This is a genomic window from Streptomyces sp. OR43, assembly GCF_008042275.1.
GTDB lineage: Bacteria > Actinomycetota > Actinomycetes > Streptomycetales > Streptomycetaceae > Streptomyces.
Window position 1 is genome coordinate 25,866 of record NZ_RDBK01000001.1, and the last position, 15,583, is coordinate 41,448.

The 15,583-nt window shown below is 68.1% G+C and carries 13 protein-coding genes, 1 rRNA gene, 1 pseudogene, 1 riboswitch and 1 other annotated feature; of the genes and pseudogenes, 13 read left to right on the plus strand and 2 right to left on the minus strand.

Features of this window, described 5'->3' with window-relative positions:
- The first annotated feature begins 559 nt into the window (after positions 1-559).
- Positions 560-788, plus strand: a sequence feature (23S ribosomal RNA rRNA prediction is too short).
- A gap of 122 nt (positions 789-910) precedes the next feature.
- The 12 genes and pseudogenes from rrf to EAO72_RS43930 form a co-directional block, all read left to right on the plus strand.
- Positions 911-1,027: ribosomal RNA gene (gene rrf, locus EAO72_RS00095) — 5S ribosomal RNA — on the plus strand.
- A 147-nt stretch (positions 1,028-1,174) separates the two neighbouring features.
- Positions 1,175-1,783 carry a CDP-alcohol phosphatidyltransferase family protein gene (locus EAO72_RS00100; protein ID WP_148015111.1) on the plus strand — a complete coding sequence of 203 codons (609 nt, stop codon included), beginning with the start codon at positions 1,175-1,177 and terminating at the stop codon, positions 1,781-1,783.
- 113 nt (positions 1,784-1,896) lie between these two features.
- Positions 1,897-4,392 (plus strand): mannose-1-phosphate guanyltransferase, encoded by a 2,496-nt coding sequence (locus tag EAO72_RS00105; RefSeq protein WP_148015112.1) that lies wholly within the window; start codon positions 1,897-1,899, stop codon positions 4,390-4,392.
- A gap of 153 nt (positions 4,393-4,545) precedes the next feature.
- Entirely contained in the window at positions 4,546-5,469 is a 924-nt protein-coding gene (locus EAO72_RS00110) for a DUF881 domain-containing protein (protein ID WP_187284880.1), read from the plus strand.
- Entirely contained in the window at positions 5,466-5,798 is a 333-nt protein-coding gene (locus EAO72_RS00115; RefSeq protein ID WP_003970459.1) for a small basic family protein, read from the plus strand. Before EAO72_RS00110 ends, EAO72_RS00115 begins: the two co-directional genes overlap by 4 nt.
- 5 nt (positions 5,799-5,803) lie before the next feature.
- Positions 5,804-6,592 (plus strand): DUF881 domain-containing protein, encoded by a 789-nt coding sequence (locus tag EAO72_RS00120; RefSeq protein WP_148015113.1) that lies wholly within the window; start codon positions 5,804-5,806, stop codon positions 6,590-6,592.
- 190 nt (positions 6,593-6,782) lie between these two features.
- The gene (locus EAO72_RS00125) at positions 6,783-7,571 is read left to right on the plus strand and encodes an FHA domain-containing protein (RefSeq protein WP_148015114.1); all 789 of its coding nucleotides are present in this window, start codon (positions 6,783-6,785) and stop codon (positions 7,569-7,571) included.
- Between the two features lie 41 nt (positions 7,572-7,612).
- Positions 7,613-8,356 (plus strand): transcriptional regulator FtsR, encoded by a 744-nt coding sequence (gene ftsR, locus EAO72_RS00130; RefSeq protein WP_148015115.1) that lies wholly within the window; start codon positions 7,613-7,615, stop codon positions 8,354-8,356.
- Between the two features lie 53 nt (positions 8,357-8,409).
- A complete protein-coding gene (locus EAO72_RS00135) occupies positions 8,410-8,883 on the plus strand; it encodes a bifunctional nuclease family protein (RefSeq protein WP_006123076.1) in 474 nt (157 codons plus the stop codon).
- A 169-nt stretch (positions 8,884-9,052) separates the two neighbouring features.
- Positions 9,053-9,670, plus strand: a complete 618-nt coding sequence (locus EAO72_RS00140; protein ID WP_148015116.1) for a MerR family transcriptional regulator — start codon at positions 9,053-9,055, stop codon at positions 9,668-9,670.
- A 93-nt stretch (positions 9,671-9,763) separates the two neighbouring features.
- Positions 9,764-11,272, plus strand: coding sequence for a DNA polymerase IV (locus EAO72_RS00145; RefSeq protein WP_261991246.1), 1,509 nt, complete (start codon positions 9,764-9,766; stop codon positions 11,270-11,272).
- Positions 11,238-11,402, plus strand: a pseudogene (locus EAO72_RS43930) (DNA polymerase IV); the annotation flags it as partial. The gene EAO72_RS00145 and the pseudogene EAO72_RS43930, both read left to right, overlap by 35 nt.
- Here the strand turns inward: EAO72_RS43930 and EAO72_RS00150 are convergent.
- Positions 11,324-11,695, minus strand: coding sequence for a PRC-barrel domain-containing protein (locus EAO72_RS00150; protein ID WP_148015117.1), 372 nt, complete (start codon positions 11,693-11,695; stop codon positions 11,324-11,326). The pseudogene EAO72_RS43930 and the gene EAO72_RS00150 sit on opposite strands and share 79 nt — an antisense overlap.
- A 113-nt stretch (positions 11,696-11,808) precedes the next feature.
- Positions 11,809-11,906: riboswitch (glycine riboswitch) on the plus strand.
- 193 nt (positions 11,907-12,099) lie between these two features.
- Here EAO72_RS00150 and gcvP point away from each other — a divergent pair.
- Positions 12,100-14,985: an aminomethyl-transferring glycine dehydrogenase gene (gene gcvP / locus EAO72_RS00155; RefSeq protein WP_148015118.1), complete on the plus strand. Its 2,886-nt coding sequence runs from the start codon at positions 12,100-12,102 to the stop codon at positions 14,983-14,985.
- An 84-nt stretch (positions 14,986-15,069) separates the two neighbouring features.
- On the opposite strand, the gene EAO72_RS00160 is transcribed toward gcvP, so the two are convergent.
- On the minus strand, positions 15,070-15,276 hold the full coding sequence (locus EAO72_RS00160; RefSeq protein ID WP_148015119.1) for a DUF5999 family protein: 207 nt from the start codon (positions 15,274-15,276) through the stop codon (positions 15,070-15,072).
- Between the last annotated feature and the right edge of the window lie 307 nt (positions 15,277-15,583).

The following is a 15,583-nucleotide window of genomic DNA, read 5'->3' on the forward strand; positions in this document are numbered from 1 at the left end:
TTGCTAGTAATCGCAGATCAGCATTGCTGCGGTGAATACGTTCCCGGGCCTTGTACACACCGCCCGTCACGTCACGAAAGTCGGTAACACCCGAAGCCGGTGGCCCAACCCCTTGTGGGAGGGAGCTGTCGAAGGTGGGACTGGCGATTGGGACGAAGTCGTAACAAGGTAGCCGTACCGGAAGGTGCGGCTGGATCACCTCCTTTCTAAGGAGCATCTAGATTCCGCAAGGAATCCAGAGCCACTACGCCGGCAAATGTTCGGCGGTGGTCAGCTCATGGGTGGAACGTTGACTATTCAGTACCTGGTGGTTCAACCGGGTCGTAAGTACTGCTCCTCGGAGCGTGGAAAACGAACCGATTGAATTCCGGGTACTGGGCGCGCTGTTGGGTGTCTGAAGGTATGGCCGCAAGGCTGCCTTCAAACGCCGGCCCCAGTGAACTCATCCGGTAAGGGTGGGGTGATGGGTGGCTGGTCGTTGCTTGAGAACTGCACAGTGGACGCGAGCATCTGTGGCCAAGTTTTTAAGGGCGCACGGTGGATGCCTTGGCACCAGGAACCGATGAAGGACGTGGGAGGCCACGATAGTCCCCGGGGAGCTGTCAACCAAGCTTTGATCCGGGGGTTTCCGAATGGGGAAACCCGGCAGTCGTCATGGGCTGTCACCCYCTGCTGAACACATAGGCAGTGTGGAGGGAACGAGGGGAAGTGAAACATCTCAGTACCCTCAGGAAGAGAAAACAACCGTGATTCCGGGAGTAGTGGCGAGCGAAACTGGATCCCGGTAACGGGTGGAGCTGACTGGTACTAATAGGCCGAGGGCTTGTCCTCAGTTGCTCGCGTCCACTGTGTTAGTTCTGAAATAACGAACGGCCGTGTTTTCATCCGGTGTTGGTTAATTTCATAGTGTTTCGGTGGTCATTGCGTTAGGGAAACGCCCGGTTACATTCCGAACCCGGAAGCTAAGCCTTTCAGCGCCGATGGTACTGCAGGGGGGACCCTGTGGGAGAGTAGGACGCCGCCGAACTCCTTTTGATAGTTAAGCCCCGTGCCCTTGTGGCACGGGGCTTTTCTGCGTTCTGCCGGCCTTCCGACACCCCTGTGCACGTGCCGACCATGGCTGAGGGTAGGGTCAGGGGGCATCATTGGCACGTTCTTCACAGGAGGCCCCCGGGTGGAGGTCCAGGAGACTCGCGTTCAGACGGACCGGGTACTCACCATCCCCAACATCCTCAGCATGGCTCGCCTCGTTGGCGTACCCGTCTTCCTGTGGCTGATTCTCCTTCCCGAGTTCGGCGGGCCCCAGAGCGATGGCTGGGCGCTGCTGGTACTGATGTTCAGCGGTGTGAGCGACTACCTCGACGGTAAGCTCGCGCGTCGCTGGAACCAGATCAGCAGCCTCGGACGGCTGCTTGACCCGGCTGCCGACCGTCTCTACATTCTTTCCACGCTCGTCGGGCTGACCTGGCGGGAGATCCTTCCGCTGTGGCTCACCGCCGCGCTCCTCGCCCGTGAACTCATGCTCCTCGTGATGGTGGGAATCCTGCGCCGTCACGGCTATCCGCCGCCCCAGGTGAACTTCCTGGGCAAGGCGGCCACGTTCAACCTGATGTACGCATTTCCCTTGTTGCTGCTCAGCGACGGAAGTGGTTGGCTGGCATCGCTGGCCACTGTTTTCGGATGGGCGTTCGCAGGATGGGGTACAACGCTCTACTGGTGGGCAGGGATCCTCTATGTGGTTCAGGTCCGCCGGCTGGTCAAGGCGGATGCAGTAGCCGATTGAGCTCGTTGATGCGGTGCCGCGCAACGTGGCCGGCCCGCGGCTGATGACACAGATGCTGCCCTGACGGGCGAAGTCGGCTAGACCGTCGTCTCTTCAAGGAGGACGTTTCCGACATGAAGGCCGTCGTGATGGCAGGTGGTGAAGGCACTCGCCTTCGCCCCATGACCTCAAGCATGCCCAAGCCGCTCCTGCCCGTAGCCAATCGGCCGATCATGGAGCATGTGCTTCGTCTCCTCAAACGGCACGGGCTCAACGAGACGGTGGTGACCGTCCAGTTCCTTGCCTCGCTCGTGAAGAACTACTTCGGAGACGGCGAAGAGCTCGGGATGGAGCTCAGCTACGCAAACGAGGAGAAGCCGCTCGGTACCGCGGGCAGCGTGAAGAATGCCGAAGAGGCGTTGAAGGACGACACCTTCCTCGTGATTTCCGGCGACGCGCTGACTGACTTCGACCTCACCGACCTCATCGCCTTCCACAAGGAAAAGGGCGGCCTGGTCACGGTCTGTCTCACCCGCGTGCCGAATCCGCTCGAATTCGGCATCACCATCGTGGACGAAGGGGGTCAGGTCGAACGCTTCCTGGAGAAGCCGACCTGGGGCCAGGTCTTCTCGGACACCGTCAACACGGGCATTTATGTCATGGAGCCCGAGGTCTTCAACTACGTCGAGGCCGATGTCTCCGTCGACTGGTCCGGCGATGTCTTCCCGCAGCTCATGAAGGAAGGCAAGCCGATCTACGGCTATGTCGCCGAGGGCTACTGGGAGGACGTCGGCACGCACGAGAGCTATGTGAAGGCCCAGGCGGACGTACTCGAGCGCAAGGTCGACGTCGAGATCGACGGCTTCGAGATCTCCCCTGGCGTGTGGGTGGCCGAAGGCGCCGATGTGCACCCGGACGCCGTACTGCGAGGGCCCCTGTACATCGGGGACTACGCCAAGGTCGAGGCCGGGGTGGAGATCCGCGAGCACACGGTCATCGGGTCGAACGTCGTCGTGAAGAGCGGCGCCTTCCTGCACAAGGCCGTGGTGCACGACAACGTGTACATCGGTGATCACAGCAACCTGCGTGGCTGCGTGATCGGCAAGAACACCGACATCATGCGCGCCGCCCGGATCGAGGACGGCGCGGTCATCGGCGACGAGTGCCTGGTCGGCGAGGAATCGATCATCCAGGGCAACGTCCGCGTCTACCCGTTCAAGACCATCGAAGCCGGCGCGTTCGTCAACACCTCGGTGATCTGGGAGTCGCGTGGACAGGCCCACCTCTTCGGCGCGCGAGGTGTTTCGGGCATCCTGAACGTCGAGATCACGCCGGAGCTGGCCGTGAGGCTCGCCGGGGCGTATGCGACGACGCTCAAGAAGGGCTCCACGGTCACCACCGCACGTGACCACTCCCGTGGCGCCCGGGCGCTGAAGCGCGCGGTCATCTCGGCCCTACAGGCCAGCGCCATCGACGTCCGGGACCTGGAGAACGTTCCGCTGCCCGTGGCCCGCCAGCAGACCGCACGCGGCAGCGCCGGCGGCATCATGATCCGCACCTCGCCGGGTGTTCCCGACTCCGTCGACATCATGTTCTTCGACGAGCGGGGAGCGGACCTCTCCCAGGCGCAGCAGCGCAAGCTGGACCGCGTCTACGCAAGGCAGGAGTACCGCCGTGCCTTCCCGGGCGAGATCGGTGACCTCCATTTCCCGTCCAGCGTGTTCGACTCGTACACGGGATCCCTGCTGCGGAACGTGGACACGGCCGGGATCGCCGACGCCGGGCTCAAGGTGGTCGTAGACGCGTCCAACGGCAGCGCCGGGCTGGTGCTGCCCAGCCTGCTGGGACGGCTGGGTGTGGATGCGCTGACCATCAACCCCGGACTCGACGAGTCCAGGCCGACCGAGTCGGCCGAGACCCGGCGGTCGGGACTGGTGCGGCTCGGGGAGATCGTGTCCTCGGCGAGGGCGGCGTTCGGCGTCCGGTTCGACCCGGTCGGGGAACGGCTCTCGCTGGTCGACGAACGGGGCCGGATCGTGGAGGACGACCGGGCCCTGCTGGTCATGCTCGACCTCGTGGCCGCGGAGCGTCGGAGTGGCAGGGTGGCGCTGCCCGTGACCACGACCCGTGTGGCCGAGCAGGTCGCCGCGTACCACGGCACCCAGGTGGAGTGGACGATGACCTCGCCCGACGACCTGACCCGGGTGGGGCGGGAGGAAGGGACCATCTTCGGTGGAGACGGACGTGGCGGCTTCATCGTTCCCGAGTTCAGCAGCGTCTTCGACGGCTCCGCCGCGTTCGTGCGCCTCATCGGACTGGTGGCCAGGACGCAGCTCACCCTCAGCCAGATCGACGCACGGATCCCGCGCGCACATGTGCTGCGGCGCGATCTGGCGACCCCGTGGGCCGTCAAGGGGCTGGTGATGCGCCGGGTGGTCGAGGCCGCGGGGGACCGCGACGTCGACACGACGGATGGTGTACGGGTCGTCGAGGCGGACGGGCGCTGGGTGATGGTGCTGCCGGACCGGGCCGAAGCCGTCACCCATCTGTGGGCGGAAGGGCCGGACGACGCCTCTGCCCAGGCGCTCCTGGACGAATGGTCCACGATCGTCGACAGCGCAGGTCAGTGAGGTGACCGGAGGCCTGGGCGGGCGAGAGGCGCCGCCCAGGCCTCCGGACCCTGCCCGGCTTTCGTCGTGTGGCTGAGGGGTCCACCCGGCCGCTTTACACGCAACGGTGGGGCCATTCGGTGGTAGCCGCCGCGACATGCGACGATGTGCGGCATGTCGCAGCCGCCCCCCGATCGGAGTACCACCTCGCCCCCGTCGCGCCCCGACGCGTCCATGTCGCTGCTGACCAATGTGATGGACCACAGCCTGGACGACGGATATGCCGAGGCATCGGCCCGTCGCAAGGCGGACGGCCGTACGGGGATGCCCCGGACCGTCAAGGCGAAGCTCGGCTTCGCGGCGTGCCTGGTGCTGGCAGCCCTGGTCGTGACGCTCGGGGCCGCGCAGGCGCGGGTCGCCGCACCGGTCCTGGCCAAGGAGCGCGAGGAGCTCATCGACCGGATCGACGGGGAGACGTCCGCGGCCGACACCCTTGAGGCGCAGGTGGAGGAGATCCGCGACGACGTGGGCAGGCGTCAGCGCAAGGCGCTGGAGGAACACGGCGGTGACCAGGCCGAACTGGTGGCTCTGCTCTCCGGGGCGACACCGGTGCAGGGCCCGGGGGTGAAGCTCGTCGTCGACGATGCGAAAGACACCGACCAGGGCGGTGGCGGACCGCGCGAAAGCAGCGGCTTCTCCGACACGGGGCGGGTCCGGGACCGGGACATGCAGCGCGTCGTCAACGGCCTGTGGCAGTCCGGTGCCGAAGCGATCGCCATCAACGGACAGCGGCTGACGGCCCTGTCGGCGATCCGCGCCGCGGGCGACGCCATACTGGTCGACAACAAGCCGCTGGTGCCGCCGTACACGGTGCTCGCGGTGGGGGACGGGAAGAAGCTCGCAGCCGCCTTCCAGGACAGTGCCGACGGCCAGTACCTGCAGGCGCTCAAGGACACCTTCGACATCCGGACCAGCATCTCCGTCCAGGACAAGGTGAGCCTGCCGGCCGCGCCGAGCCTGACCGTACGGACAGCAGAGCCTTACAAGGCCGCAGACACCGGCAGTGGTGCGGCAGACACAGGGAAGGGCACATCGTGATCGCCGTACTGGGCCTCGTCGTGGGAGTCGTGGTCGGACTGTTGGTCCGGCCCGAAGTGCCGGCGGTGGTCGAGCCCTACCTCCCGATCGCGGTGGTTGCCGCTCTCGACGCCGTCTTCGGTGGTCTGCGGGCCATGCTCGACGGGATCTTCGTGGACAAGGTCTTCGTGGTCTCGTTCCTCTCGAACGTGGTGGTGGCCGCACTGATCGTCTTCCTGGGCGACAAGCTGGGCGTTGGTGCGCAGCTCTCCACCGGCGTGGTCGTCGTCCTCGGCATCCGGATCTTCTCCAACGCCGCCGCGATCCGCCGGCACGTCTTCCGGGCGTGACGCCGATGAGTAACGACGCATTCAACGAAGAACACGAGCAGCCCGGTGGGCAGCCCGAGCCGGCTCCCGAGGAGCTGACCGGGCGCCAGCGGCTGATCGCGGGTATCTGGCCTCCGCGGGTCACCCGGGCACAACTCATCGTCGCGGTACTGCTGTTCGTCCTCGGCCTGGGGCTTGCCATCCAGGTACGGTCGAACAGCGACAACAGCGCGCTGCGCGGCGCCCGCCAGGAGGACCTGGTCCGCATCCTCGACGAGGTGGACGATCGTACGCAGCGCCTGGAGGACGAGAAGCAACGTCTCGTCGACCAGCGCACGGAGCTGGAGAACAGCTCCGACCAGGCGGAGGAAGCACGGAAGCAGACGGTGGAGAAGGAGCGCCAACTCGGTATCCTCGCGGGTACGGTGGCGGTGCACGGCCCCGGAATCACCCTCTCGATCAACGACCCCGCCGACGCGGTGCAGGCCGACATGCTGCTCGACGCCCTCCAGGAGCTCCGCGCGGCCGGTGCCGAGGCCATCGAGGTCAATGGCGTGCGCGTGGTGGCCCACACGTACTTCTCCGGGGACGGAGGTGCCGTGGAGGTCGACGACCGCAAGATCACGGCTCCGTACGTCTTCACGGTCATCGGCAAGCCGCAGGATCTGGAACCGGCGCTGAACATCCCCGGCGGTGTGGTGCAGACGCTGGAGAAGGAGCAGGCCACCGTGCACGTGGCACGGTCCGACGACATCGTCATCGACGCCTTGCGACCGGCGGAGCGGCCTGACTACTCTCGGTCGTCGACCCAGTGAACCGGGGACGTGTGGGTGCCGGGGGACTCGGGCAGGAGGTTGCGGGGGGTCGCCGCATCGTAATGGTGGTGCGTGGTGGAAACTGTCGAGTGGATACGGACGTTGTGAAGATGTCCGGGTCGGCAGGTGTGTTCATTCAGGGTTCGTCCTGCCCCACGGGCGGGTCTGTTTCGGTCAAGGGGAATCGCCCGTGAAGTTGTTTGGGAAGTTGTTCGGCAAGAGCGCTCGCGATGAAGCCGCACGCCATCGCGCACCGCGCCATGGCCAGACCGAGGAGCAGGGCGGCGAGCGCCCGCTGTTCCGCGATCAGGTGACAGGTGCGGGGGGTGACAATTCGGGTGGTTCCGGCGCGTCGTCTGTTGACCCTGCCGGTCCCGGCCGCATAGGTTTCGGAGAACCGTCAACCTCAAGTACGGGTGGAGGGTTCGCCCCGAGGCAGGAGGCTTCGTCCATGCCGGTCTGTACGAGGTGCGGGCATCGCAATGCCGAGGCCAGCCGGTTCTGTTCCAACTGCGGTGCGCCGCTGCGTGGCGGTGTTCCCGAGCGGGCCTCGGAGACGACGTCGACCATCTCCATCTCGGGCCTCGAGGCCTACGAGGCGGAGGCGACCGGTCAGACGTCGGTACCGTCGCTCTCGCCCGAGGCGCAGGCAGCTGTGGACGCCCTGCCGCTCGGCTCGGCGCTCCTGGTGGTGCGCCGGGGGCCGAACTCCGGCAGCCGCTTCCTTCTGGACAGCGAGCTGACCACGGCCGGCCGCCACCCGCAGAGCGACATCTTCCTCGACGACGTGACGGTTTCGCGTCGGCACGTGGAGTTCCGCCGGAGCGCCGACGGCAGCTTCACCGTGGGGGATGTGGGCAGCCTCAACGGCACCTACGTCAATCGTGAGCGCATCGACTCCGTCGCGCTGTCCAACGGCGACGAAGTACAGATCGGCAAGTACCGGCTGGTCTTCTACGCAAGCCAGCGCGGCATCTGACCCGGCCCCCGGCATCGTCGGGGGAACCCCCAGGAAGGTCCATGCTGAGAACACCGACGGGCGGTGCCGGACACGGCACCGCCACCGCCGACGACCGCCCGATGAGCATCGGCACGGTGCTCCTGCAGCTGCGGGACGAGTTCCCCGAAGTCACCATCTCGAAGATCCGCTTCCTGGAGGCCGAGGGGCTCGTCGAGCCGCAGCGGACCCCTTCCGGTTACCGGAAGTTCCGTCCTGACGACGTCGAGCGGCTGGCTCAGGTCCTCCGGATGCAGCGGGACCACTATCTTCCGCTGAAGGTCATCCGGGAGCACCTGGACGCCCTCGCCCGGGGCGAGCAGGTAACCCTGCCCGCTCCGGGCGGTGAGCCGGATGCGGCCGGCAGCAGCTGGAGTGACGCGTCCGGCCGGGCCACCGCCGCCCGCATCGGCCGTGCCGAGCTCCTCGCGGCCGCGGAGGTGACGGAGAGCGACCTCGATGCCTGGGAGTCGTACGGTCTGGTCGCGCCGTCGCCGGACGGCGGCTACGACGCCGCGACGGTCACCATCGCCAGGCTTGTGGCGGATCTGGGGCGATTCGGTCTCGAACCGCGTCATCTGCGAGCGATGCGAGGGGCCGCCGACCGGGAAGCCGGGCTGATCGAGCAGGTCGTCGCACCCCTGCGCCGGCACCGGAATCCGCAGACCAGAGCACATGCGGAGGCCACCGCGAAGGAGCTTGCCGAGCTGTCCGTGCGGCTGCACTCGGCCCTCGTCCAGAGCGCTCTGCGGATCCGTCTCCACTGATCGAGGTGGGGCCCGACTACCCAAACCTGCCGAGCACGTCCTAGGGTTGCTGTGTGAACGAGCTCGACGTTGTGGGTGTCCGGGTGGAAATGCCCTCCAACCAACCGATCGTGCTCCTGCGTGAAGTGGGAGGCGACCGGTACCTCCCCATTTGGATCGGTCCTGGTGAGGCGACCGCGATCGCCTTCGCCCAGCAGGGCATGGCTCCGGCCAGGCCGCTGACCCATGATCTCTTCAAGGATGTGCTCGAGGCCGTGGGCCAGGAGCTCACCGAGGTCCGGATCACGGATCTGCGCGAAGGGGTCTTCTACGCGGAGCTGGTCTTCGCCAGTGGAGTCGAAGTGAGCGCGCGGCCTTCCGACGCCATAGCGCTCGCCCTGCGCACCGGCACGCCGATCTACGGCAGTGACGGGGTGCTCGACGACGCGGGAATCGCGATCCCCGACGAGCAGGAGGACGAGGTGGAGAAGTTCCGCGAGTTCCTCGACCAGATCTCTCCGGAGGACTTCGGTACGAACAGTCAGTGACGCCTCCCAAGGGGGCTCCGCCAGCGCATCCGACAAGCCTTTCCCGGTAGTGAGTCACGGGAAACCACCCTCAGGGTGATTATCACTCGGCGTGCCGAGTGTGGCGATCGTTGACGCACCCCGGGTGACTGCCTACCTTCGAGTGGGCAGGTCAAGGACGGAGGTCGGCGTGAGAAGCAGCGGCGACGGTACGGCAGTGGGTGGGCCGTATCCGCAGCAGGGGAGTACAGCCGGCCACACCATCAGGCAACCGGTAGCGCCGGATGCGGTGGCGGGGGGCGGCGCGACATCGGCCGACGAGATCGGTTACCGAGGGCCGACGGCATGCGCGGCAGCGGGGATCACCTACCGGCAGCTCGACTACTGGGCCCGCACGGGTCTGGTGGAGCCGAGCGTCCGCCCGGCCTACGGGTCGGGCACACAACGGCTCTACAGCTTCCGGGACGTCGTCCTGCTGAAGATCGTGAAGCGCTTCCTCGACACCGGGGTCGCCCTTCAGAACATCCGCACCACAGTCCAGCACCTGCGGGCCCGCGGCTTCCAGGATCTCGAGCGCATGACGCTGATGAGTGACGGAGCGACCGTGTACGAGTGCTCCTCGCCCGCGGAGGTCGTCGAGCTGCTCCAAGGGGGCCAAGGGGTCTTCGGCATCGCTGTCGGGGTGGTGTGGCGGGACGTGGACGCCGCGCTGTCCCAGCTGCACGGCGAGCGCGTGGACACCGGCGAGACACTGATCGGCAACAACCCCACCGACGAGCTGGCCCGCCGCCGCAACCGGGCGGGCTGACCGGGTGGGAGGGCGGCCGCGCCCCGGGAAACCGGGGTGCGACGGCTCCTGTGACAGGGCGACTGTCAGTGCCGTAGGGCACCATCGATTGATGTGAGAGCCGCGCCCACCATCCTGCATCTGGACATGGATGCCTTCTACGCGTCCGCTGAACAGGCGGCGAAGCCCAGTCTGCGCGGCAAGCCGGTGGTCGTGGGCGGCCTCGGCCCCCGGGGAGTCGTCGCCACCGCCTCCTACGAGGCACGGCGTTTCGGGGTGCATTCGGCGATGCCGATGGCGCAAGCCAGACGACTGGCGCCGAACGCGGCCTATCTGGTGCCGCGCTTCACGCTCTACCGGACCGTGAGCGACCAGGTCATGGAGCTGCTGGGCCGCCTCTCGCCCCTGGTGGAGCCACTCAGCCTCGACGAGGCGTTCGTCGACCTGGAAGCGGGCGGGACGGCGGACGACACGGCATCGGCCATGGAGATCGGCGAGCAGCTGCGGGGGGCGATCGAGGCGGTCACCGGGCTCAGCGGCTCCGTCGGACTCGCGGGCTCCAAGATGCTGGCGAAGATCGCCTCCGAGGAGGCGAAACCCAACGGGATCATGCTGATAGAGCCGGGCACCGAGCGGGCGCTGCTCGCGCCCATGCCGGTGCGCACCCTGCCCGGCGTCGGACCCGCCACCGCGGACCACCTCCGCCGCGCGGGCATGACCACCGTCAATGACCTCGCCGAGGCGGGCGAGGCGGAGCTCGTACGCCTGCTGGGGAAGGCGCACGGCAGCTCCCTGCACCGGATGGCGTCCGGATACGACGACCGGCCCGTGGTCGCCGAGCGCGATGCCAAATCGGTCTCCGTCGAGGACACCTTCGACACGGATCTCCACGACCGGGTCCGGGTGCGGACCGAGGTGGAGCGACTCGCCGACCGTTGCGTCCACCGGCTGAGGGCCGCCGGACGGTCAGGACGCACGGTGGTGCTGAAAGTGCGGCGCTACGACTTCTCGACCCTCACCCGTTCGGAGACGCTCCGCGGGCCCACGGACGACCCCTCGGTCGTCAGAGAGGCCGCTGCGCGGCTCCTGGAGGCAGTGGACACGACCGGGGGCGTCCGCCTGCTGGGCGTCGGTGTCACCGGCCTCGCCGACTTCACCCAGGAGGATCTGTTCGCCCAGGCAGCCGGTGAGCGGATGGCGGCCGAGCTCCCCGACACCGAGGAACCGGAAGGGCGCGCCGCTGCGGACGACGGGCCGGAGAGCGGGAAACCCGCACACGAGAGCCCGGAGCAGCTCGCCGCGCGGCGCTGGCCGGCCGGGCACGACGTACGCCACGGGACCTACGGGCACGGGTGGGTGCAGGGGAGAGGGCTCCGGACCGTGACTTCGGCAAGCTGGCCGGCCAGGACGAGTAGTCCACCGGGTTCCGCACGAGCGGCAGCGGATCGGCTGGCTGCAGTTCCGGATCATCGATACGGAACGTGCGGACCCGGCCGGGCGCCGATTCCGGTTCCTCGAATCGCACCGTCACCCGCCCGACCCCGCTCCCCTGCACCCACCCGTGCCCGTAGGTCCCGTGGCGTACGTCGTGCCCGGCCGGGTCCGCACGTTCCGTATCGATGATCCGGAACTGCAGCCGGCCGATCCGCTGCCGCTCGTGCGGAACCCGGTGGACTACTCGTCCTGGCCGGCCAGCTTGCCGAAGTCACGGTCCGGAGCCCTCTCGGCGGGCGCCGCCGAGTCCAGACCGTAGTGCCGGTAGAGCTGGAGCTCCTGTTCCGGCGAGAGATGGCGGCCGACCCCGAAATCGGGTGCGTCCTTGATCAGGGCACGGTCGAAGGGAATGCGCAGCGTGTCCTCGACGAATTCGCTGGGCTCCAGCGGGACGAACGCGTCCCGGCTGAACAGGCCGGTGCGCACGGCCGCCCATTCGGGCACACCCGTCGCGTCGTCGAGATACACCTCGTCCACGGTTCCGATCTTGGTGCCCTTGCGGTCGAACGCCTTGCGGCCGATCAGGCTGCGCGGATCGATGTCGGTCTGCACGGTCCCTCCCACTGGTCGTGGCTGCTCCACAGGCACTACAGAAGTGCAGAACCGCGGCGTCGGCCACTCGAGATCTCCCTCGCCTACCCCGCTGGTACGCTGGCCATGGCTGCTGACCCCGTGCGGGAGAGTCCTCCGGAGGAAGACCGGAGGGCGCCGAAGGAGCAAATCCTCCCCGGAATCTCTCAGGCCCCCGTACCGCACGGACGAGGTCACTCTGGAAAGCAGGGCGGGTTCCGCACGGCCACGGCCGGGCCGGAGCCCTTCCTCACCGACGGTGAAAGCCGGTGCGCCCCGTGGGCACCGGTGAAGCTCTCAGGTTGAGATGACAGAGGGGGAGGCCGTTCGGGCACCCCGCGCCGTGGTGCCCCTCGCAGGTCGTGACAGACCAGGAGGCCTCCATCATGACCCCCCGTCGCACTTCGCTCTCCCAGCTGGAACAGGGAATCCCGTTCGAGCAGCGCCACATCGGTCCCGATGCCGAGGCACAGGCGAAGATGCTCGCCCAGGTCGGTTACGGCTCGCTCGACGAGCTCACCGCAGCCGCGGTGCCCGATGTGATCAGGAGCGCCGAGGCCCTGAACCTGCCGGCCGCCCGGACCGAGGCCGAGGTCCTCGCCGAGCTGCGCACGCTCGCCGACCGCAACCAGGTCCTGGCCCCCATGATCGGGCTCGGCTACTACGGCACGTTCACCCCGCCGGTGATCCTGCGCAACGTGATGGAGAACCCCGCCTGGTACACGGCCTACACGCCGTACCAGCCCGAGATCTCCCAGGGGCGCCTCGAAGCCCTCCTGAACTTCCAGACGATGGTCGCCGAGCTCACCGGCCTGCCCACCTCCGGCGCCTCGCTGCTCGACGAGGGCACCGCCGCGGCCGAGGCCATGGCACTGGCCCGGCGCGTCGGCAAGGTCAAGAACGGCGTCTTCCTGGTCGACGCGGACACCCTCCCGCAGACCGTCGCCGTCATCGAGACCCGCGCCGAGCCGACCGGCGTCGAGGTCGTCGTCGCCGACCTCAGCGACGGCGTCCCCGCCGAGATCGCCGAGCGCGGCGTCTTCGGCGTCCTGCTGCAGTACCCGGGCGCCTCCGGAGCCGTACGGGACATCAAGCCCGTCATCGAGCAGGCCCACGAGCTCGGCGCGATCGTCACCGTGGCCGCGGATCTGCTCGCCCTCACCCTGCTCACGTCCCCCGGGGACCTGGGCGCGGACATCGCCGTCGGCACCACACAGCGCTTCGGCGTGCCGATGGGCTTCGGCGGACCGCACGCCGGCTTCATGGCGGTGCGCGAGAAGTTCGCGCGCAGCCTTCCGGGCCGTCTCGTCGGGGTCTCCGTGGACGCGGACGGCAACAAGGCGTACCGGCTGGCCCTGCAGACCCGCGAGCAGCACATCCGCCGGGAGAAGGCCACCAGCAACATCTGCACCGCGCAGGTGCTGCTCGCCGTGATGGCCGGCATGTACGCCGTCTACCACGGTCCCGACGGGCTCCGGACGATCGCCCGGCGCACCCACCGCTACGCGGCCATCCTGGCCGAGGGCCTGCGGGCCGCCGGTGTCGACGTGGTGACCGGTGCCCACTTCGACACGCTCACCGTCCGGGTTCCGGGCAAGGCGGCCGCCGTCGTCGCCGACGCCCGTGAGCGCGGGGTGAACCTGCGGCTCGTCGACGGCGACCTCGTCTCGCTCGCCTGCGACGAGACCACCACCCGCGCGCAGATCGCGGCCGTCTGGGCGGCCTTCGGCGMCGACGGCGACATCGAGGCGCTGGACGCCACGACCGCCGACGCGCTGCCCGAGGGGCTGCTGCGCACCGACGCGTACTTGACCCACCCGGTCTTCCACCAGCACCGTTCCGAGACCGCGATGCTGCGCTACCTGCGCAAGCTCGCCGACCGTGACTACGCGCTCGACCGCGGCATGATCCCGCTCGGCTCCTGCACCATGAAGCTGAACGCGACCGCCGAGATGGAGTCGATCACCTGGCCCGAGTTCGGGGCGCTGCACCCGTTCGCGCCGGCCGAGCAGGCCGAGGGCTTCCTGACGCTCATCCATGAGCTGGAGGAGCGCCTGGCCGAGGTCACCGGCTACGACGCGGTGTCCATCCAGCCGAACGCCGGCTCGCAGGGCGAGTTCGCGGGGCTGCTGGCCGTGCGCGCCTACCACCGTGCCAACGGCGACGAGGGCCGGACCGTCTGCCTGATCCCGTCCTCCGCACACGGAACCAACGCCGCGAGCGCGGTGATGGCCGGGATGAAGGTCGTCGTGGTGAAGACCGCCGACGACGGTGAGGTCGACATCGAGGACCTCCGCGCCAAGATCGCGCAGTACCGTGACGAGCTCGCCGTGCTGATGATCACCTACCCCTCGACCCACGGAGTCTTCGAGGAGCACGTCGCCGACATCTGCGGCGAGGTGCACGACGCCGGCGGCCAGGTGTACGTCGACGGAGCCAACCTCAACGCGCTGGTGGGCCTCGCCAAGCCGGGTCACTTCGGCGGCGACGTCTCGCACCTGAACCTGCACAAGACCTTCTGCATCCCGCACGGCGGCGGCGGTCCCGGTGTCGGTCCCGTCGGGGTGCGCGCGCACCTGGCGCCGTACCTCCCGAACCACCCGCTGCAGCCCGCAGCAGGTCCGGAGACCGGTGTCGGACCGATCTCGGCCGCTCCGTGGGGCTCGGCCGGCATCCTGCCGATCTCGTGGGCGTACGTACGCCTGATGGGCGGCGAGGGCCTGAAGCGTGCGACGCAGGTCGCCGTACTCGCGGCCAACTACATCGCCAAGCGGCTGGAGCCGCACTACCCGATCCTGTACAACGGCCCGGCGGGACTGGTCGCGCACGAGTGCATCGTGGATCTGCGGCCCATCTCCAAGGCGACCGGCGTCAGCATCGACGATGTCGCCAAGCGCCTCATCGACTACGGCTTCCACTCGCCGACCATGTCGTTCCCCGTCGCGGGCACGCTCATGATCGAGCCGACCGAGAGCGAGGACCTGGCGGAGCTGGACCGGTTCTGCGACACGATGATCGCCATCCGCGGCGAGATCGAGAAGGTCGCCTCGGGCGAGTGGAGTGCGGACGACAACCCGCTGGGCAACGCCCCGCACACCGCCAACGCGCTGGGCGGTGAGTGGGAGCACGGCTACAGCCGCGAGGTGGCCGTCTTCCCCGCCGGGGTCTCGGCCGCCGACAAGTACTGGCCGCCGGTGCGCCGGATCGACGGAGCGTTCGGCGACCGGAACCTTGTCTGCTCCTGCCCGCCGCTGGAGGAGTACGACAACTGACGCCGGATCACACGGCGGGGCGCGCATACGCGTGGGGGCCGGTGCGGAGATTTCTCCGGGCCGGCCCCTTTTCCGTACGGCCGCTCAGGCCGCCTTCACCACCCGGCCTGTTCCCAGCGGCCGGTGCGGGGCGATGATCTGCCCGTCCGGAAGCAGCTCACCGGTGTCCTCGAAGAGCAGGACGCCGTTGCACAGCAGGCTCCAGCCCTGTTCCGGGTGGTGCGCCACCAGACGGGCGGCTTCCCGGTCGGCGGAGTCGGCTGTCGGGCAGGCTGGCTGGTGCTGACACATGGCTGGGTTCTTTCGCTGCGTTGAGTTGAGTGTCCTGCGGCTTGAAGAGGTGTTCACGGCCGCCCCCCGTATCGATCGGTCCGGTCCCAGTGTTGCCCCACGGACGTCGTTCCGCAGGGATTTCGCAGCAGCGCTTCCACTCCTCTCAGGACGCGTCACCCGCCCGGACGGTTCAATGCAACTGCACTGTCACTTCGGGTGGTTCGGGGTGGCCGGATGGGGCTAGTCCGGATGGGCAGGAGGGGCCACCGGATGATGGCGCTGTGCCCCGCCACCGGATCCGGTGGCGGGGCACAGCGCCATCATC

Coding starts and splice junctions, on each gene's coding strand:
- EAO72_RS00105 (WP_148015112.1), top strand. CDS start 1,897: ATGAAGGCCGTCGTGATGGCAGGTGGTGAAGGCACTCGCCTTCGCCCC.
- EAO72_RS00110 (WP_187284880.1), top strand. CDS start 4,546: ATGTCGCAGCCGCCCCCCGATCGGAGTACCACCTCGCCCCCGTCGCGC.
- EAO72_RS00120 (WP_148015113.1), top strand. CDS start 5,804: ATGAGTAACGACGCATTCAACGAAGAACACGAGCAGCCCGGTGGGCAG.
- ftsR (WP_148015115.1), top strand. CDS start 7,613: ATGCTGAGAACACCGACGGGCGGTGCCGGACACGGCACCGCCACCGCC.
- EAO72_RS00160 (WP_148015119.1), bottom strand. CDS start 15,276: ATGTGTCAGCACCAGCCAGCCTGCCCGACAGCCGACTCCGCCGACCGG.